The organism is Thermobifida sp. (assembly GCF_017577275.1).
Classification (GTDB): Bacteria; Actinomycetota; Actinomycetes; order Streptosporangiales; family Streptosporangiaceae; genus Thermobifida; species Thermobifida fusca.
Genome location: NZ_PITY01000023.1, coordinates 192,327 through 210,854 on the forward strand (window position 1 = coordinate 192,327; position 18,528 = coordinate 210,854).

16 protein-coding genes are annotated in these 18,528 nt (G+C 67.9%); 5 read left to right on the plus strand and 11 right to left on the minus strand.

Features of this window, described 5'->3' with window-relative positions; genetic code table 11:
* Positions 1-9 precede the first annotated feature (9 nt).
* Together CW348_RS11910 and CW348_RS11915 are read right to left on the minus strand one after the other, a co-directional pair.
* Positions 10-2,190, minus strand: a complete 2,181-nt coding sequence (locus CW348_RS11910) for a glycosyltransferase (RefSeq protein ID WP_104612870.1) — start codon at positions 2,188-2,190, stop codon at positions 10-12.
* A 96-nt stretch (positions 2,191-2,286) separates the two neighbouring features.
* Positions 2,287-3,942 (minus strand): hypothetical protein, encoded by a 1,656-nt coding sequence (locus CW348_RS11915; RefSeq protein ID WP_104612871.1) that lies wholly within the window; start codon positions 3,940-3,942, stop codon positions 2,287-2,289.
* A gap of 565 nt (positions 3,943-4,507) precedes the next feature.
* On the opposite strand from CW348_RS11915, the gene CW348_RS11920 reads away from it, so the two are divergent.
* A complete protein-coding gene (locus tag CW348_RS11920; RefSeq protein ID WP_104612872.1) occupies positions 4,508-5,827 on the plus strand; it encodes a nucleotide sugar dehydrogenase in 1,320 nt (439 codons plus the stop codon).
* 245 nt (positions 5,828-6,072) lie between these two features.
* Positions 6,073-6,687: a malonic semialdehyde reductase gene (locus CW348_RS11925; protein WP_016189187.1), complete on the plus strand. Its 615-nt coding sequence runs from the start codon at positions 6,073-6,075 to the stop codon at positions 6,685-6,687.
* 73 nt (positions 6,688-6,760) lie between these two features.
* On the opposite strand, the gene CW348_RS11930 is transcribed toward CW348_RS11925, so the two are convergent.
* From CW348_RS11930 to CW348_RS11965, 8 genes are all read right to left on the minus strand, one after another.
* Positions 6,761-7,591: a glycosyltransferase family 2 protein gene (locus CW348_RS11930; RefSeq protein ID WP_104612880.1), complete on the minus strand. Its 831-nt coding sequence runs from the start codon at positions 7,589-7,591 to the stop codon at positions 6,761-6,763.
* Positions 7,592-7,886: 295 nt separating this feature from the next.
* The gene (locus CW348_RS11935) at positions 7,887-8,657 is read right to left on the minus strand and encodes a CDP-alcohol phosphatidyltransferase family protein (protein ID WP_016189189.1); all 771 of its coding nucleotides are present in this window, start codon (positions 8,655-8,657) and stop codon (positions 7,887-7,889) included.
* The gene (locus CW348_RS11940) at positions 8,635-9,684 is read right to left on the minus strand and encodes an iron-containing alcohol dehydrogenase family protein (RefSeq protein ID WP_011292956.1); all 1,050 of its coding nucleotides are present in this window, start codon (positions 9,682-9,684) and stop codon (positions 8,635-8,637) included. The genes CW348_RS11935 and CW348_RS11940 overlap by 23 nt, the downstream gene beginning before the upstream one ends.
* A 5-nt stretch (positions 9,685-9,689) precedes the next feature.
* Complete coding sequence (locus tag CW348_RS11945) at positions 9,690-10,421, minus strand: sugar phosphate nucleotidyltransferase (protein WP_011292957.1); 732 nt, start codon at positions 10,419-10,421, stop codon at positions 9,690-9,692.
* 17 nt (positions 10,422-10,438) lie between these two features.
* Entirely contained in the window at positions 10,439-11,077 is a 639-nt protein-coding gene (locus tag CW348_RS11950) for a DUF5941 domain-containing protein (protein WP_011292958.1), read from the minus strand.
* Positions 11,078-11,085: 8 nt separating this feature from the next.
* Positions 11,086-11,946, minus strand: a complete 861-nt coding sequence (locus CW348_RS11955) for a hypothetical protein (RefSeq protein ID WP_011292959.1) — start codon at positions 11,944-11,946, stop codon at positions 11,086-11,088.
* A 95-nt stretch (positions 11,947-12,041) separates the two neighbouring features.
* Positions 12,042-12,827: an ABC transporter ATP-binding protein gene (locus tag CW348_RS11960; protein ID WP_011292960.1), complete on the minus strand. Its 786-nt coding sequence runs from the start codon at positions 12,825-12,827 to the stop codon at positions 12,042-12,044.
* Complete coding sequence (locus CW348_RS11965; protein ID WP_011292961.1) at positions 12,827-13,657, minus strand: ABC transporter permease; 831 nt, start codon at positions 13,655-13,657, stop codon at positions 12,827-12,829. Before CW348_RS11965 ends, CW348_RS11960 begins: the two co-directional genes overlap by 1 nt.
* Before the next feature lie 427 nt (positions 13,658-14,084).
* On the opposite strand from CW348_RS11965, the gene ispD reads away from it, so the two are divergent.
* The gene (gene ispD / locus CW348_RS11970; RefSeq protein ID WP_016189192.1) at positions 14,085-14,834 is read left to right on the plus strand and encodes a 2-C-methyl-D-erythritol 4-phosphate cytidylyltransferase; all 750 of its coding nucleotides are present in this window, start codon (positions 14,085-14,087) and stop codon (positions 14,832-14,834) included.
* Positions 14,831-15,598 (plus strand): glycerophosphodiester phosphodiesterase, encoded by a 768-nt coding sequence (locus CW348_RS11975; RefSeq protein ID WP_011292963.1) that lies wholly within the window; start codon positions 14,831-14,833, stop codon positions 15,596-15,598. Before ispD ends, CW348_RS11975 begins: the two co-directional genes overlap by 4 nt.
* A gap of 41 nt (positions 15,599-15,639) precedes the next feature.
* Here the strand turns inward: CW348_RS11975 and CW348_RS11980 are convergent, their stop codons facing one another.
* On the minus strand, positions 15,640-16,653 hold the full coding sequence (locus CW348_RS11980; protein ID WP_081430452.1) for a glycosyltransferase family 2 protein: 1,014 nt from the start codon (positions 16,651-16,653) through the stop codon (positions 15,640-15,642).
* 262 nt (positions 16,654-16,915) lie between these two features.
* On the opposite strand from CW348_RS11980, the gene CW348_RS11985 reads away from it, so the two are divergent.
* Positions 16,916-18,445 (plus strand): LCP family protein, encoded by a 1,530-nt coding sequence (locus CW348_RS11985; protein WP_011292965.1) that lies wholly within the window; start codon positions 16,916-16,918, stop codon positions 18,443-18,445.
* Positions 18,446-18,528 lie beyond the last annotated feature (83 nt).

Below are 18,528 nucleotides of genomic sequence, written 5' to 3' on the forward strand. Positions count from 1 at the left end.
GGGTAGCGGTCAGGCGCGGGGAGCAGCCTCGGGTGGCTCGCCCGCCACGATCAAGCGGACCCACTGTTCGAGGATCTTCGGTAGCGCATAGCGTTCCGCGACCTCGGCACGGGCTGCGGCACGTTCCGCGTCGAACCGCTCCTCGGTGACGATGGTGTGCACCGCGTCCGCCATCTGCGCCACGTCGCCGTGGACCCAGCGCGGCGCGTAGACGGTGTCGGCGCCCGGCCACGCCCACACCACGGGGACGCTGCCTGAGGCCGCCCCTTCGGCTACCGCCCGGTGGAAGCTCTCGTCGTCACTGGTGGAGAGCACGAAGCCGACCCGGCGCAGCCATACCGCCACATCCGGGCCGTACGGGTCGAACACGACAGCGTCGGAGAGCGTCCTGGACCGTTGGATACGCCGGTAGACGTGCTCGTAGTGGGCGCGCTCCTCGGGCCGGTTCCACACCCACCAGTAATCCCAGGGCTGCCGGGTTTTGAGCGCCAGCGTGTAGCGGGGGTCGCGGGCACGCAGTGCGGCAAGGACGTCCAGCGCCCGGTCCAGCCGCTTGCGGGAGGGGATGACTCCGAGCATGCCCAGCGTGTAGCGGGCGCCGTCCAGTTTGGGCCGGGACAACTGGTCCACGTCGATGCCTTCGGGGAGCACCACCATCCGGTCGGCGGGCCAACTAGCGTGCTCTCGGGCGCGGTCCGCGTAGTGCTGGCTGACGCAGATGACCGCGTCGACTTTTTCGATGTCGAGGCGGCGCGGCCACTCCGTGGCGAGTTCGAACCGGTGGAGCCGCACCAGCAGCCGCTGCCCGGACCGTTTGTACTTGGCGTAGAACAGGGCGTGCGGGCCGCACCACTCGCAGATCACCACGTCGGCCCAGGCCGCCAGTTCCCGGCTGAGGTACTCGTCGTGGGTGTGCGGGCCTTCCCATTCGTCGAGCCGCAGCTCGATACCGGGCAGGCTCCTCAGATGCTGGATGAGCCGGTCGAGACCGCTGAGGTCGGTGCCGGCGATCGCGACTTTCAGCGGCAGGTCCGGGTTGGTTCCCCGGGGTGGCGGCGGCAGGGCTGCCTGCAGGAGGGAGCGGAGGACCTGGATTCCTTGGTCGAGGGTGAAGCGGGCGGCCGCGGCCGCGCAGCGTTCCCCTGCTGTGCGGTAGACCTCCGGCTGGCCAGCCCGTTCCACCGCGTCCGCCAGACTCTGCAGGTCCGGGGCGGCGAAGAGCGGATAGTCGGCGCCGAGCAGTCGCTCGTAGAGCGGGGTGCGGTTGACGACGACGGGAATCCCCAGCGTGCCGGGCTCCAGTGCCGTCAACGCGGGCACCAGGGCAGCGTCGATGTCCGAGCGGTGCCAGGACACGGCGAGGTGGCAGCGGGCGAGCAGGTCGAGGGCTTCTTCGTGGGAGCGGCCGCCGTGCCAGACCACGTTGGGGGTATCTTTGAGTGCTTTGGTGGCTCGTCTCACCCACTCCGGGGAGCCGTTGCGGATAGCGTCGCCGACCACGTGCAGCTCCGCGGGGATACCGCGGGAACCGAGCGCCGCGGGAAGCTGGGTGAGCGTCACCATGTTGCGGGTTTCCGCGATCGACCCGGCATAGCCGATACGCAGCGGCACGCCGGGCCGGTCTGCTCTGCGGGGTGCCGCGGTGAGCATGGGGGGAAGCAGCACGGCGCGGCCGGAGGCGGCGGGCACGGTGGATTCCACGAAGCAGCGCAGTTCTTCGCTGGCGCACAGCAGGTACCGGGAGGCCAGGGCGATCTCGGTGAGCTCGGAGACCACGCTGGGGGTCATCCGGGCCAGGGTGTGCGGTACGTCGTCCACACAGGTCCACAGTCGTCCAGCGAGTTCTTCGGCGTGGGCGGCGACCGCGGCGACGCGCTGCCCGCGGATGACGATGAGGTGGAAGCGCCGTTCCGCGTCGAGCCGGGTGATCAGTTCCACCGCCTGCTCAGGGTCGAGCCCGTGCGGACCGGGGTCGATCCGGTGCGCCCCGGTCTTGGGATGTCTTACCGTGACGTTCGGCAGCCCGGCCAAGGGGGCGGTGAGGACGTCCGTGTCCGGCTGGTTGCGGAGCAGCAGCATGGTGGCACACCCGGCTGCGGCCAGTGCCTGGGTCATGGACTGCGCCCACCGGGCGGTGGCGTCCATGGAGTCAGGGTCAGCATCGCCGTAGACGAGTGCGCGGATGTTCACGGATGTCCTTTCTGCGCCCCGGGGGTACGCCTGTGGCGTGGCACCATCCACGGTGGTGGCCTTGTCAGCGCTTCTCCGTTTGTTCCAGTGTGCCGCTTAACCGCCGGGTGTGTGCTCCGGGACAGGGCTCGAGGCTGCGGGGCCCGCGGCACTGAGAGCGAGCAGGCGCGCCCCATGCCGGCTCCACTGCTGGGGCGGCAGTCCTTTGCGGACCAGTTCGCGGCGGGCGAGGACAGGGCGTACTGCGCTGACGAAGACGTAGTCGGCTCCGGAGGCTGCCGGGTCGACGGCGGGGCCGACCGCGTCCGCTCCGGAGCATTCCGCGGCGCAGAGTGCATCGGCAAGGAAGAATTCCCCCGCGGGCTGGTCCCACAGTGCCGTCCAGGGGGTGGTTGCGGCGGCGGCGAGCTGGGCCCATTCAGCCGCAGACCAGCGGTCCTCCGGAGCGGTGGCGACGGTACGCACGGGGATGCCACGGTCTTTCAACCGCTGGATCCCGGCGAATGCGGCGCGGGAGTCAGGCACGACGACTTCGGCAGGCGGGTGCTGTTGGCGGAACATGTCGTCGGCGAGGGCAAGCGATTCGGTGTCGTCAAACGGGCAGGCGAGGACTGTGGTGGCCCGTCCCGCCAGCGGCTGGGTGGCGGAGCCTCCCCCCGCGGGAAGCGAGACCCGTTCCAGGAGGTCCGCCAGGACTACCGGGGTGGCCCGGGTCAGGAAGAGCGTGCGGAGGGCCAGGCGGAGCTCGGCGGGGCTGAGGGGCCCTTCAGCAACGGCTTGGATGAAGTCGGCTTCGTCGGCAGCGGTGCGCGCCGCAGTGTCCGGCAATCCGGGACCGGGGGCGGTTCCGGCGAGGAGGGCCCGGGTTCCGCAGGCGAGTGCCTGGTCGGCGAGCGTCGGCGTGTCCACGACCGCGACTGCGGCGGCGCGCAGCAGTTCCGGCAGTTCTTCCCATCGCGCGTCGGCGCGCACCCCTCCTTTGCTTTCCGCCACGAGAGGGTGGCAGTAGGGGGCAGCTCCGCTGACCCGCAGCAGGGTGGCGGCGCGATCTTCGGGGGCGGCGATCGGGTTGTAGCGGTGGAGGGGGACGCCGAGGTCGCCCTGGTGGACGTAGTCGAAGCCGAGCCCGGCCAGTGCGGGGGGTGCGGGCGCGTCGCAGACGAGGATGGTCGCCACTCCGCGGGCAGCGGCCGCGTCCAGCACCCATCGCAGGGCCCGGGTGCGGTCGACCGCGGCCGGGTCGCCTACGTGCGCCCACAGGTTTCCGGGTTGGGCGGCTGAGGCGGTGACCACGACCGCGTCGACGTCGGCGGAGTCGAAGACGATCTGGACGTCGTGCGGGCGCAGCGGGACGAGCCGCGCGTACGGTTCTACGGCCGCGCGGGCTACGGAGGAGAACACCCCAGCGATGACGACCCGCTCGTCTTTGAACGCTGGCTGCCCGGCAAGCAGCCGGGCTTCCTGGCGTTCGGTCTCATAGGAACGGACCGGTTCGGGGGACCGTACGCGCTGTTTCGGCGTGCTGCCCGCTGAGCGGCTGCTGCTGTCCCGCCACAGCCGGTACAGTTCCCGCGGCAGGTTCACCAGTCCTCGGGCGGGGCGCCGGGCAGCCCCGGCCAGGGCGCGGCCCACCTGGAGCGAGGTGGATCCTTCCAGGGCAGCGAGGCGCGCCTGGGCTTCTTGGAGCTGCGCTTCCCGTTCGGCGAGCGCTTTGCGGAGTTGCTCGGTCTGGCTCTGCTCACGCCGTTTCATCGTCCGTCCTTCCGGAGCGCGGGTCGCCCGTGGGGGCCAGGTGCGCACGTCACTGTGCCACTCCTTCACCTTGGCGGACGCGGATGAACGGGTGTTGAACCGGATGACACGCTTCAGGTCGCTCCGGTAGTGCCACCGCGCCGCATCGGGCGTGGCGCACCGCCATCGTAGTGCCCGATCCGGTTACAGCCAGGAAAACCCTGTCGCCCTGCGACGGTAAGCAAATACAAACCGTAGCAGCATCTCCGTAAACAGAATCACTAAATTTGCCGATGACACCCGCGGGAGTCTTTGACTCTCAGGTAATTCATCAATCTTCGCGAAATCGTTTCCCTCCCCTACTTTCCCCCTTCTTACCGCTGGTAGAAGCGCTATCATCGATCGCGCGCCGAGAGCAGCCCGCAGCCGCATACCCAGATATCGACCTTCTTATGTCTCCGGGAACAAGAATGTCCTGAACAGGCCAGAAAGATATCGGAAGGCAACGCGGTACCAATCTCGCGCGTCTAGCTACCGGGAAAATGAACACCCCGAGGGCACGTTTTCCATATGAGGGAGATCAACTGTGGGCGTCTCGACCTACACCTCTGACCTGGTAGTCGTCGGCTTAGGTTATGTCGGGCTTCCGTTGGCGCATGAAGCATGCCGGTCCGGTCTGAAGGTGACCGGCCTCGACGTGAACCAGCGCGTGGTCGACGGGCTGAACGCCGGAAAGTCGCATATCGACGACCTCTCCGAGCTGGACATCGCGGATATGCGGGCTGCCGGGTTCACCGCAACCTCGGACCCCAGCGTGCTCCGCAACGCCCAAACAATCGTGATCTGCGTCCCTACGCCTCTCTCGGAGGAGGGTTCTCCCGACCTCAGCGCGGTCACCTCCGCGGCTGAGACCATCGCGGCCCACCTGTCCCCGGGAACCCTGGTCATTCTGGAGTCCACGACCTTCCCCGGCACCACCGACGAGGTGCTCCGGCCGATTCTGGAACGCTCCGGCCTGGTCGCGGGGAAAGACTTCCACCTGGCGTTCTCCCCTGAGCGGATCGACCCGGGCAACACGCTGTTCGGCGTGGCTAACACACCGAAGGTCGTCGGCGGGTACACCGAAGTCTGCGGCGAGATCGCGGCCGCCTTCTACGGCAAGTTCGTGCGCACGGTGGTGCGGGCGCGCGGCACTCGGGAAGCGGAGATGGCCAAGCTCCTGGAGAACACGTACCGGCACGTCAACATCGCCCTGGTTAACGAGATGGCGATCTTCTGCCGCGAACTGGGGGTGGACCTCTGGGACGCCATCGCCTGCGCTGCCACTAAACCCTTCGGCTTCCAGGCGTTCTACCCCGGGCCAGGGGTGGGCGGCCACTGCATCCCTATCGACCCCAACTATTTGTCGTACAAGGTCAAGACCCTGGGCTACCCCTTCCGTTTCGTGGAGCTCGCCCAGGAGATCAACTCGCGCATGCCGGACTATGTGCTGTGGCGGGTCCAGGACATGCTCAACGAGGCCGGGCTGGCGCTGTCGCGGTCGACGATCCTGCTGCTGGGGGTCACCTACAAGGCGAACATCGCTGACCAGCGGGAGTCTCCGTCCCGGGCCGTGGCAGCCAAGCTCATGCAGAAAGGCGCCACGCTGCTCTTCCACGACCCGCATGTTCCGGAGTGGCAGGTGAACGGGTCTCCGATCCCGCGCGCGGACGACCTGGAGCAGGCACTGGGTGAAGCGGACCTGACGGTGCTCCTCACCGACCACTCCGAGTACGCGCCCAAGATGCTGCTGGAGCGGTGCCAGCGCCTCCTCGACACCAGGGGGGTGCTGCGCCGCGCTGACTCCGAGCTGCCCGGGGGCCGTCTCACTGCTTCGATCAGCCGCAAGGGCGTCCAAGTCCTCTGATCGCCTGTTCTCGGCTAGCTGTTTGCGCCCGGTACGGTTCCCGGTCCCGTTTTCAGAGCTTCCGCAACGGCGCGGAGCTCTGGATGCGGGACCGCAGCCGGGGGTGCGCGCCTCATCGGCGCTGGGTGAGCGGAAACACACGAAACCCCGGAATCCTTTCCTGGAAAGATAAGTTGTACGTTGCTGATCCGGCCTGCACCGCCGGACAGCCCCGTATTCGACGTACTTTCTTTCCAGGAGAGACCTTGTCCCAGATCTCCGAACCGCTGGAACTCGCCAAGGACGCCCAGGACCTCCTGTTCCGGGAAGCGCGGACCGCGAACACCTTCAGTGGCGAACCCGTCTCCGAAGAACAGGTCCGCGCGATCTACGACCTGGTGAAGTACGGTCCCACCGCGATGAACACGCAGCCGCTGCGCATCGTGCTGCTGCGTTCCCGCGAAAGCCGGGAGCGTCTCGTCCAGCACATGGCCGAGGGGAACCAGGCCAAGACCCTGTCGGCTCCGCTCACCGCCATCCTCGCCTACGACAGCGAGTTCCACGAGAAGGCCGACCGCTTCTTCCCCGACCGTGCCCAGGGCATCCGGGACATGTTCTCCAGCAGCGCTGAAGCCCGCGCGACGACCGCGAAACTCAACGCGTCCCTGCAGATCGGGTACTTCCTTATCGGAGTCCGCGCGGCCGGGCTGGCAGCGGGGCCGATGACCGGTTTCGACGCCGCCGCGATCGACGCCGAGTTCTTCCCTAACGGGCGGTACCGCACGCTCGTCGTCATGAACATCGGCAAGCCTGGCGCGGACCATCCCCAGTTCCCGCGGCTGCCCCGCCTCGACTACGAGGATGTGGTGACCGAACTCTAGGCCCGCCGCATGCACAGTGGCCCACTCCGCCGCGCGGGGTGGGCCACACCTCGTTCTACGCCGCTGCGACCGTTCAAATGATCGGCGGCCGTCCAGCGAGAGTCATCCGCCAGGCCGTGGACCATCGGATCGGCCGGCGCTCCCCCGCGTCGGTCCGCCACCCTTCCCAGAACCCGGAGAACCAGGGACGCAGTGCGCTGAGGGAACGTTCGCGCAGCACGGTCAGCGCCACCCAGACCGCCACGTAGACCACGGCCAGCGGCCAGGGCAGGTTCCGCTTGGCCAGCCACACGCGGTTGCGGGCGTTGAGCCGGTAGAAGTCGGCGTGCCGGGTCGGGGACGTCGCCGGGTGGTACATGACCGCCTCAGCGTCGTACTCGATGTGGTATCCCGCATCCAGGATGCGCCACGCCAAGTCTGTTTCCTCGTGCGCGTAGAAGAACGCGTCAGGCAGCCCGCCGCCCTGTTCGAACGCGGTGCGCCGGATCGCCGACGCCCCGCCGAGGAACGTGGTGACCCGGCTCGACCTGCCCGGGTCGCCCACTCTGAGTCGAGGCACGTGCCGCCGCTGGTCCGGGCCGCCGTCAGGGTCGGAGATCCGGAAGGACAGCGCACCGAGCGAGGGGTCTGCTGCGAACCGGTCGTGGACGTGCCGTCCCAGGTTGCGGGACCGGTACCATCCGTCGTCGTCGAGGAACAGGATGATGTCGCCGGTACTGGCCCGCACTCCCGCGTTCCGGCCAGCCGGGATTCCAACATTCTCGGGAAGCCGCACGGTGACCACCCGCTCATCCAAGTCCGGGAGGTCTGCGCCGTTCCCGACGACGACCACCTCGATGTCGACACCCTCCTGTTCGAACACGCTGGCGATGGCCCGGCGCAGCTCTGCCGGCCGATTGCCCATCGTCAGCAGCACACAGGAGAGCTTCAACTGTTGTTTACCTCCGCGCTGGGGAACGGATGGCTCCTGCCCCGGCGCGGCCCGTACTGATCCGCCGGAGGGGAGCGCGTCCTGGGAGGACCCCGTGTCCGCTCCGGATGCCTCACCCTGCCGTGTCGCGCTAGGGGAGGGGACGGAACCGCTCATCGACAACCGTTCAACACACCAAAGATGGATGACAGGACAACGGAATTCAACGGTCTCATGAACCAGGTAACGACCGTATCAACACCGGCAGGGTGAGCGGAACGCCCGCGCGTCACCGCAGCCGGCTGGAGGCCAGGATGCTCACCAGGTGCAGCACGGTCTGCAGCGCTGCCACCGCCACACAGGCAGCCATGAGCACCTGGGTGGCAGCCAGGTCGCCACGGACCGCATCCACCACTGCGGCCACCACGACCAGGAGGGAGAGCTCCACTGCCTGGATGATGCGGTGGAAACGCAGCGCAGAAGCGATCCGGCGCGCCAGGCTCAGGCCCGCGGACCGGGGATTCAGGGCTGCGGCCGGCACGTGGTCGCTCAACCCCGCCTTGGCCCGGGCCACCACCACGTTGTCGGTCTCCGCCTTGATCAGTGCGGCGCCGAGTGCCGCGGCCAGTCCGGCGACCACCCAGCCTCCGGCCGTGAACTCTCCTTGCGCCCGGATCCCTACCCCGACCAGCAGGGCGACCTCAGCGAAGTAGTGGCCGATGCGGTCCAGGTAGACACCGGTCACGCTGGTACGCCCGGTGAACCGGGCGACCTCGCCGTCAGAGCAGTCCAACAGCAGGTAGACCTGGATGAGCAGGGCCGCGAGCAGGGCCGACCACAGCCCGCCGAAGGCCACGACGATCCCGGCGAGCACACCGCAGACCACCATCAGGTAGGTGATCGGGTTCGGGGGCACCCCCAGGCGCACGAAGAACGTACTCGCATAGGGCGAGATCGCCCGCATGTAGAGGCGTCCCGCCCAATGCTCCTCGTTGACCCGCTCTTTGATTCCTTCCGGCTGGCCGCCGGCCCGCACCTCAGCGACCGAAGGTTTGGACATAGTCGCGAACGCTCCGCCTGATCTCGTCTTCGGAGAGGTTGAGGTGCTCCAAGACCGTGTAGCGTCCCGGCCGAGTGGACGGCGCGTGGACCACGGCTTTGACGAACTGCTCTTCGTCCAGCCCCACGTCCGAGGGGAGAGTCGGAAGCCGGTGGCGGAGCAGGCTGGCGCGGATGTCCTCGAGCTGCTGTTCCCCGTGGCCCAGGTAGCGGGAGCGGAGGAAGAAGGCGAACAGCGTGCCCAGCCCAGCCAGTTCTCCGTGGTTGCTGGTCCCCGGGTAGAGCTGGTCGATGGCGTGGAGGATCTCGTGGTCAGCGCCGCTAGCGGGCCGGCTCGACCCGGCCACCGACATGGCCATCCCCGACAGCACCAGGGCCTCGGCGAGCGCGGTGAGGAAGCTCTCGGATTCCACGGAGTCGCGGCGGTGCAGCACGGACTCGGCGGCCACCCGGGCGAAGGTGACGGCCATCCCGTCGACCGGTTCGTCCATCTCCTTGCCGGCCAGCTCCCAGTCGGTGATCGCGGACAGGTTGCTGAGCACGTCCCCGATCCCCGAGCGGACCAGCCGGTCAGGTGCGGAGCGGACGTAGTCCACATCCACCACGACGGCGACCGGCATGTTCACCCCGTAGGAGCTCTTGCCGCTCTCGTGCTCCAGCGAACTCACCGGGGAGGCGATGCCGTCGTGGGAGAGGTTGGTGGCGACCGCGATCATCGGGATTCCCGCCATGGTGGCGGCGAATTTAGTGACGTCGATGGTCTTGCCGCCGCCGATCCCCGCGACCGCTTCGAAAGCCTCCGTCCGCAGCTTCTTGCCGAGTTCGTTGGCGACGTCGACGGTACCTTCGTCGACCTGGAAGACCTCGCAGTGGGGAAGGTTGAGGTCCGCGACGATCCGGGCGCCCTGGCCGGGGCCGACCGCCACCGCGATCCGTCCCTCGTTGGCGATCCTCCGATCCGCGAGGAGAAGTCCCAGGTCCGCGATCGCTCCCCGCCGCACGTCAATGGAGAGCGGCGAGGCCAGCATCCGGGCTAGTAGCGGCATGCGATCTCCCGAGCGCGAGCCAGATCGTCGTGATTGTCCACCTCAACCCAGTCGACCTCGCCGATCGGCGCCACAGCGATCCTCTCGCCTCGGTCGACCAGTTCCTGGTAGCCGTCCTCGTAGTAGAGCTGGGGGTCGCGTTCCCAGGTGGCACGGAGCGCGTCTGCCAGGCGGCCAGCGATGCTCCCCTCGATGAGGGTGACTCCGATGTACTCGCCTGCGGCTGTCGCGGGGTCCATCAGCTTGGTGATCCGCTGCAGGTGTCCGGAGGAGTCCAGAGCCACCTTCATCTCTTCATCAGCAAGTGTTTTCACGGTGTCTACCGCGAGGACGATCTCCGGTCCCCTGTTGGCGAGTAGTGTTTTTTCCACGCTGGCCGGGTGCACGGTGTCACCGTTGACCAGCACCACGCCCTCAGCGAAGTAGTCCCGTGCAGTCCACAGGGAGTAGGCGTTGTTCCACTCCTCAGCCTTGTCGTTGAAGACGGTGGTGATCTTGACGCCGTGGCGGCGTTCCAGTGCCTCGCGCCGCTCCTCCACCGCCTCGGAGCGGTAGCCGACGATCACCACTACGTCGGTGAGCCCCACCGAGGCCAGGTTCTGCAGGGCGATGTCCATGATGGTGGTGTCACCATCGACCGGCACCAGAGCCTTGGGCAGCGTGTCGGTGTACGGGCGCAGCCGGCGCCCTGCCCCAGCGGCAAGAATCATGCCGAGCATGTCGGCGCTTCCCTCCCTCAGTTGTCGGAGGCCACAGCGCCCCCTTGTCCTTCACGTGGTTCTACCGCCACCGCGGTCACCGGTGCCGAAAGCCAGCTTGTGGTGGTCTCCCACGCCAGCAGGACCGCCAGATAGCCCAGGAGCAGACCGTAGGTGAAGGGCAGCCATCCCAGCGCCCCTCCGGCCGCGATGAGGAGCATCCGACCGTCCCAGCCCAGCATAGCCAGCCTGGCCCACTCGGAAGGGGGAATACCGTGGCGTACCCGGCGTACGGCGGAACCGTGATGGAAGATGACTAACGCGACAAGTGCGAATACTAGGGGACCTGGTACGCCGGAACCGTAGCCCAGCGCACAGAGGTACAGGTATTCGGCTGCTCGCAGCAATGGCGGAACAATCCAGTCGAACCGCCCATTGTGCGGATGCGCGGAAGCCACTCCCGACAAGAGGAGTGCCGCCGCCGGTGCGAACAGGGTAACCCCGTTCAGATCCTCAAAACCGGTGAATAACAAGACTCCCATCACCAGGATTCCGGCGAAAGCCGGCAGAACCGGCGGGAGCGCGCCCTGGACGAGAACGCCGATGCCCGTGCTCAAATGCCCGTCGTCTCGAAGAAAACGCAGGTCAACGTGGGGAGACTGCGTCGCAGAGCTCATGGTGGGCCTTACCGGGAGTCGGATTGCGGAAGCAATGTGGCAACTGCCATAGCAGCCACGGATCCGGCGATCAACGCCCCGAAAGCCACCGATGCATGCCAAATCGTTACCGAAACGGCAATGACGAGGAAGCGCTCCGACGGGCCGAACCGGGCCACGTCGCGGAGGAGCCTCCCCGCGCGTCCGCGGGACACGGCCTGCCGCCTCCGGCGGGGTGGGGCGGCGTTCCCGGGCGCCGCGCCACGGTCCCTGGTCTTCTGGGACGCAGGGGCCGGGCGCAGCCGGACGGTTCCGGGCGGCTCAGCGGTGTCGTCCGGGTCGCGGGCCAGGCCGAGGAGCTCCGCGGTGAAGTCGGGGTCGGCCGGTTCCCGGCTGCGGTAGCTGGGGTCGATCGCTTCGATCGGCGGGGGCGCTCCCCTGGACGCGTCCCGGGGCTGAGCCTCCGGGCGGTGTGCCGCGCGGGCCTCCGCCACTGATTCGCGGACCGCGTGGGCGGTCAGTGCCCCCGCCGCCCAGAGCCAGACGTCGGTCTGGCCTGCCAGGGACGCGCCGAGCGCCAGTCCTAGGAAGAGCACGTATTCGCGTACCCGGCTGAGCATCGCGACCGCCCAGGCGTTGAGCGCATCGCAGCGGTGTTCCGCTATGCGAGAGCCGACCGCGTCGCAGTAGAGCACCAGCGCCAGCGCGAGCGTCCCGACGAGGCTGCCCATCAGGGCAGTGTCGGTGAACCACACGGCCGCCACTGCGGTGAGGACGGCCCCGGCCCGGGCCATGGCAGCCGGAGTGGTGCCTCGCCGCACCGCCCAGCGCACCACGGGCTCGGCCAGCGGCCGCATCCCGTAGGCGGTGAGTACTCCGGTCTCCGTCACTCGCCGCGCCTTTCCCACACACGTTCTGTAGGTGTCAACGGTTACCCGGCCACAGACCGCTTGGCAAGGGGCCACACGGGGCGGAACGGGACGGCTTAGGCGGCTTTGCTCTTCTTCTTCCGCTTGGCGATCTCCGCCTTGGTGTCGGCGTTGTAGGCGTCCAGGGCGGCTTTGATGTCGGTGTCCAACACCAGTTCGCCGTTCTTGATGTACAGGCCGCGGTCGCAGAAGCGTTTGAGGTCGCCTTCGTTGTGCGAGACCAGGACCATGGTGCGCTGGTTTTGCAGCATTCGCTCAATGGCGTCGTAGCATTTGTTGCGGAAGGATTTGTCCCCCACCGCGAGCACCTCGTCCACCAGCATGATGGGGTGTTCCAGTTGGGAGATGAGCGCAAATCCGAGCCGCACCTTCATGCCGCTGGAGTAATGGCGCACCGGGGTGTCGATAAACCGCGACTCGATCTCGGCGAACTCGATGATCTCGTCGAACCGCTCCTGGAGCATCTCGTTGCTCATCCCGTGCAGGGCGCCCACCAGGTAGACGTTCTCCCGCCCGGTGAGGTGGTCGTTGAACCCGGCCCGCAGCTCCAGCAGCGGAGCGACTTTTCCGCGGACAGTGACTCTGCCCTCGTCGGGGATCAGCACCCCGGCGATCAATTTGAGCAGAGTGGATTTACCCGTCCCGTTCTTGCCGACAATACCGACACACTCGCCTTTAGTGATCGTAAAGGAGACGTTGCGCAGCGCCCAGAAATCGGAGGCACCTCGGTTGGGGTCACGCCGGTTTCCGTGAATAAACATCTCCCGCAGACTGCGTTTGCGCCGGCGGTTCGTCGCAAACTTGATACCGAGCCTTTCAGCCTCGATGATCGGCTCCGCCATTACAGCTCCTTAAGGACGGCGCTCTCCAGTCGTCGGAACGTGACGTACCCAACCAACATCACCAGGATGGCTCCGCCGACCGTCGTCCACAAGACGGACGCCGGAGGCGCTTCGCTGGCGTACCACACCGCGTGGTGCATCTGGAAAATCCCTGCCAGCGGATTGTGCTGGTAGAGCCACTTGAACCAGTCGGGCAGCGCGTCAATCTCCGTGACGCGGAACAGCGGGTAGATGACGGGCGTGCTGTAGAACAGCACTCGATTCAGGATACGAACGATCCGTTCCACGTCGCGCAGCAGCACGTTGATGGAGGAGAGCAGCAGAGTCATCCCCAGCGACAGGATGAACTGCACCGCGATCGCCGGGATGACCCAGAAGAAGTTCCACCCGGTCTCGCCCCGCAGCACCACGACGAACATCAGCAGGACAGGCCAGGTGAGCAGGTACTCCACGAATTTGGTCTGCACGATGGCCAGGGGGAAGATCTCCCGGGGCACTTTCATCGTGGTGATGAGCTTGGAGTGGGTGGTGAGTGCGCGGGGCGCGTCGCTGAGCGCCGCACTGAACCACATCCACGGCAGCAGCCCTGACAGCAGGAACAGGGCGTAGCCCCCGGGCGCGTCCGGGCCGCCCGGTGCCTCGCGCGCTCCGCCAGTCGCCGCGAACACCACGCCGAAGACGAAGTAGTAGACGCAGGCCATCGCCAGCGGCTCTAACATCGACCAGGCGTAACCGAGGATCGAATTCTGGTACTTGACTTTGAGGTCACGGCGGACCAGGTGTCTGACGACTTTCCGGTGTTGCCAGACGTCCAGCGTCCTCGACGCCACCGCACCTCCTCAGGATGCAGTCGTATGGAAACGATCGCGCGATAGAGATCGCCGTGGGATTCGTAGGGGTTTGCCTGTGGCATCCGAAGTCTCCGACGGGGCCGCTAGTGCGCCACGGCGGATATTTCGAGGCCACCGTCATGACATGCCACATCTGTGGCGGGGATGCTCAGGAGTGAGCGGCGCCGCTGACGAAAGCTGGGGCACGTCCGCCGCCTCTCCGGGAGAACACCGGGACCAGATCCATGGTTGCACGACCGGTGGCCCTGTGATTCCAGGCGTCCTAAGGTTACCGGTGATACCGCCCTGCTGTCCCATTCGCGGTGAATTGTTCCTCCATTGTTGAATCGCTGCCCAGAGTGTTCCGGAACCGTGGGCTAGCCTCTCCTTGTCACGCCGCTGTGTTGCTGTCACCCCGGGAGAGGCCATGTCGCTCGATCAGCCCGCGCACCGCCGGCCGCGGGTCGCCGCTGCTGTCCTCGCCGGCGGCGTAGGGTCGCGCATGGGCAGTGCGCACCCCAAACAGCTCCTGCGGCTGGCCGGGCAGACCATCCTGGAACGCTCGGTCGCCGCCCTGTGCGCCGCCCCAGAGGTGGACGAGGTCGTCGTGGTCATGAACGCCGCCCACCTCGCGGAAGCGGAGAAGATCCTCGCCGAAGGCAGGTACGACAAGGTGTCCCGGATCGTTCCGGGAGGAGCGAGCCGTTCCGAGAGCTCTCTCGCCGCCCTGCAGGCAGTCGACGACTACGACGACAACGACCTGCTGCTCCTGCACGACGCCGCGCGTCCGCTGGTCAGCGGCCGCACGATCACTGCCTGTGTGACTGAACTTACCGAAGTCGGCGCGGTCGGCGTGGCTGTACCGTCCAGTGACACCGTGGTCCAGGTCACCTTGGACGCCTCTGGACGCGAAGTGATCGCCGCGGTCCCCGACCGCGCTGCGCTGCGTCGGATGCAGACCCCGCAGGGTTTTCGGCTCGGCGTGATCCGCCGGGCCTATGCGCGAGCGTTCGCCGACCCCGGGTTCACCGCCACGGACGACTGCGGTGTCGTCCTGCGTTACCTGCCTGAGGAACCCGTGCGTATCGTCACCGGGGAGGAGAGCAACATCAAAGTGACCCATCCCAGCGACCTTGCCGTGGCTGAAGCCCTGCTCCGCACCGGGGTGGCGCAGTGATATTCGTCCCGACCGAGGTCATCGGCCACCGCGGCTTCGGCCGCGGCACCGTTGCCGGCCTGGTGGAGAACACCCCCGAATCGTGCGCCGCGGCTGTGGCGCACGGCGCCTCCTGGGTGGAGATCGACGTGCGGCGCAGCGCCGACGACGTCCTGCTGGCGTACCACAACGCTGCCCTGCCTGACGGGCGGCTCATCGTGGACCTGCCCGCCGCGGAAGCCCGGGCCGCCGGGGTCGCCACCCTCGACGAGGTCCTGGAAGCGATCCCCTCGGACATCGGCCTGGACTTCGACGTGAAAACTGTGCTGGAGGACGCTGTCGACCCGCCTGCCCGGCGCACGGTCAGCCTGCTCGCGCCGTACCTGAAGCGGCACGCGCGCCTCCAGCGGGTCTTCGTGTGCTCCTTCGACCCCTCTGCCCTGCTCGCAGTGCAGGAACAGGTGCCCGGGGTGGCCACCGCTTGGATGCCGTTCGTCCGCAACCCCGTCGACCACGCCCTCGCCGGGGCCGTGGCCCTGGGTTGCGCCCTGGTCGCCGTCGATGCCCGATCGTTCGGCCTGGGCGGCGAACCGGAGCGCCCGGGGCGGCGCTCGATTGAGGAGACGGTTGCGACCGCGCACCGCGCCGGTCTGCAGGTGGTGTCGTGGTGCCCCGACCCGGCGGACTCGGCGCGCCTCGCCGCTGCCGGAGTGGCCGCCGTGGTCGTCGACGATGTTCCCGGCACCGTGCAGGCCCTCACCGCTACGGCCGCGTCCTCTGCATAGGACACCGGTCCTTTCCCCAGGCTGGGGAAAGGACCGTGCACTCAGTTGGCTTGGGCTTTCTGCTGGCGCCGCGCCTGCGCAGTCCGCGAGTCGGAGCCCAGGCTCGGCGGACTGGTGAGGAAGCCCGCCCCCCACGCCATGTGCATGGTGGCCAGCGCCACCGGGAGCGCGAGGCGGGAAGCCAGCGGCAGTCCGGAGCCCAGCGGAATCGAGGCGAGGAGGATCGCCGCCACATAGCCGCCGGGGATCAGCCACGCCGGCCAGAAGAAGAACCCGCCCACCAGGCCCAGGACGATCGCGGTCAACGCAACCGGCGGAGCCAGGTAGCGGAAGTTGAGGGTGCCCGGGTGCTGCCGGGCCACAACCCGGCGCCACCGCCCGTAGTGGAAGTACTGTTTGGCGAGCGCCCGGACGTTGGGGCGCGGCCGGTAGGACACCCGCATCCGCGGCTGGAACCACACGGTCCCGCCGGTCATGCGGATCCGGTAGTTCATCTCCCAGTCTTGAGCCCGCAGGAACGCCTCGTCGTAGCCTTGGACCCGCTCCAAGGCGGAGCGCCGGAACACGCCCAGGTAGACGGTGTCAGCGGGCCCGCTCTCCCCACCGGTGTGGAAGCGGGCGTTGCCCACGCCGATCTTCGACGTCATCGCGGCGGCCACCGCTTTCTCCCACGGGGTTTCCCCCTCCGCGGCCATGATGCCGCCCACGTTGTCCGCGCCGGTCTCCTCCAGCGTCTCCACCGCGATCCGCAGATAGTCGGAGGGCATCATGGCGTGGCCGTCGATGCGCGCAACGATGTCGTGGGAGGACGCAGCGATAGCCGCGTTGAGTCCGGACGGGGTACGGCCTGACGGGTTGGGCACCACCTTGACCCTCGGGTCCGCCGCAGCGAGTCCGTCAGCGATCTCCTGTGTGCGGTCGCTGGACGGCCCCACGGCCAGGACGACCTCGATTTCACCTGGATAGTCCTGTTCCAGAACGTGGCGCACGGCGGAGGCGAGGTGGCGTTCCTCGTTCAGGACAGGCATGACAACCGAAACGGCAGGCCAGCTCACGGGCATATCCACAAGATTTTCACGCGATCCGGGAAGGAATCTGGGTATGTGAGTGCGGGAATCCGCTGTCGCAACGGTACTGCATACAGCGGTGCCCGGGATCCGCTCGGCGACCGTCCCATCCCGGTGGACGGGACGTGGAGGCAACACGCCGTAACCGGATTTTCCCGATCCGGAAGGGTGGTGCTGCCACTCTGGAAGAGTCGGCGGCTCGGACTGCTCCCGCGGCAGCGGCGGGCCGGATGGTTCGGGAGGACAACCGGTGAACGAGGACGGTAACGACACACCCCGCCCGTTAGGGGAAGTACCCGAGTTTCGACGGATCCGGTCGGGACCGCTCCCCCCGCATCAGAACATCCCGCCCCGTCGCCGCGCCCCCGCAGACCAGCTGCCGTGGCTGCCCAGCGCGGCCGCCCGACGGCGCCGCGCCGCACTACTGCTGTGCGGGTTCCTGTCCGCTGTGGTCCTGCTGGTGTCGGGAAGCTCATGGGCGGTCACCGGCTGGCTCTCTGACCAGTTGCACCGTTACGACGTCTTCACGGGCCTGCTGGACGAGAACCGTCCCCCGGCCTCCCAGGGCGCGTTGAACTTCCTGGTGATCGGCTCCGACGACCGCAGCGGTCTGGACTCCCGCCAACGCTCCGAACTGGGGGTGGGCAACGTCGAAGGGCGGCGCTCGGACACCATGATGCTGGTCCACCTCAACCACCAGCGGGAGCACATCACCGTGGTGGGCATCCCCCGGGACTCCTGGGTGCGGATCCCCGGCCACGGCCCTGACAAGATCAACGCCGCCTACTCCCTGGGCGGACCGCAACTGGCCGTGCAGACCGTGGAAGCGGCCACGGGGGTGCGCATCGACCACTACGTGGAGATCGACTTCACCGGGTTCGTGGAAGTGGTGGACACGCTCGGCGGGATCACCGTCTGCCTGCCCGAGGCGATCCACGACGAGAAGGCCCACCTGTCCCTCGAAGCCGGAACCCACCGCCTGCAGGGCACCCAAGCGCTGGCTTTCGCCCGCACCCGTAAAAGCCCGCACGGCGACTTGGACCGCATCGACCGGCAGCAGCAGGTGCTGGCCGCACTGCTCGACGAGGCGCTCAATGCGCAGATCCTCAGCGACCCGGCCCGGCTCGCCCAGTTCGTGGAGACCGCGCTCGGCTCGATCACGGTCGACGACACGCTGGACACCGCTGCCCTCATCCAGTTGGGCACGCAGCTGCGTTCCCTCGGCCTCGACGACGTCACGTTTACCCAGGTTCCGGTGGACCGGATCGACTTTTGGACGCCGAGCGGCGAAGTCGCGGTCACCTGGCATGAACAGCACGCCACCGAACTGTTCACCGCGATCGCTGCGGACCGGCCCATCCCCCAGCCGCAGTCCGCGGAAGACTCAGCCCTCCCCTCCCCGGACGAGGTGACCGTGGAGGTCTACAACGGCACCACCATTCCCGGGCTGGGCGCCCAGGTGCGTGTCGAACTGCTGGAGTCGGGGTTCCAGGTGCCGGAGAGCGCCGGGAACTGGCCGCAGCAGGACCTCGCCGAGACCCTGGTCCGCTACTCCCCGGAGCGCGAGGACGCCGCCACCCTGCTCGTGGAGAGCATTCCGGGGGCGCGCGCCGAAGTCGACCCGGGGCTGGGAGGCCGCGTCCAAGTGATCGCCGGCGTGAACCACACCGGGGTAGCCGTACCCGCCCACGCCGCCTCCCCGATTGCCGAGCAGCCGGTGGACGTCGGCGGCCGGGAGACCGTGCACACGCGCACCGCAGCGGAGAACGTGTGCCGGTGAACTCCGGGCCGTACGCGGTCCCGGAAACCACGGGCGGCTACCGCGCGTTGTCCCGGTGAGGCGGACAGAAGTGAGTTTCCTGC

Excerpts from the sequence above, each read along its gene's own strand:
- CW348_RS11915 (WP_104612871.1), bottom strand. The coding sequence starts at position 3,942 with ATGAAACGGCGTGAGCAGAGCCAGACCGAGCAACTCCGCAAAGCGCTC.
- CW348_RS11930 (WP_104612880.1), bottom strand. The coding sequence starts at position 7,591 with ATGGGCAATCGGCCGGCAGAGCTGCGCCGGGCCATCGCCAGCGTGTTC.
- CW348_RS11935 (WP_016189189.1), bottom strand. The coding sequence starts at position 8,657 with ATGTCCAAACCTTCGGTCGCTGAGGTGCGGGCCGGCGGCCAGCCGGAA.
- CW348_RS11940 (WP_011292956.1), bottom strand. The coding sequence starts at position 9,684 with ATGCTGGCCTCGCCGCTCTCCATTGACGTGCGGCGGGGAGCGATCGCG.
- CW348_RS11945 (WP_011292957.1), bottom strand. The coding sequence starts at position 10,421 with ATGCTCGGCATGATTCTTGCCGCTGGGGCAGGGCGCCGGCTGCGCCCG.
- CW348_RS11950 (WP_011292958.1), bottom strand. The coding sequence starts at position 11,077 with ATGAGCTCTGCGACGCAGTCTCCCCACGTTGACCTGCGTTTTCTTCGA.
- CW348_RS11960 (WP_011292960.1), bottom strand. The coding sequence starts at position 12,827 with ATGGCGGAGCCGATCATCGAGGCTGAAAGGCTCGGTATCAAGTTTGCG.
- ispD (WP_016189192.1), top strand. The coding sequence starts at position 14,085 with ATGTCGCTCGATCAGCCCGCGCACCGCCGGCCGCGGGTCGCCGCTGCT.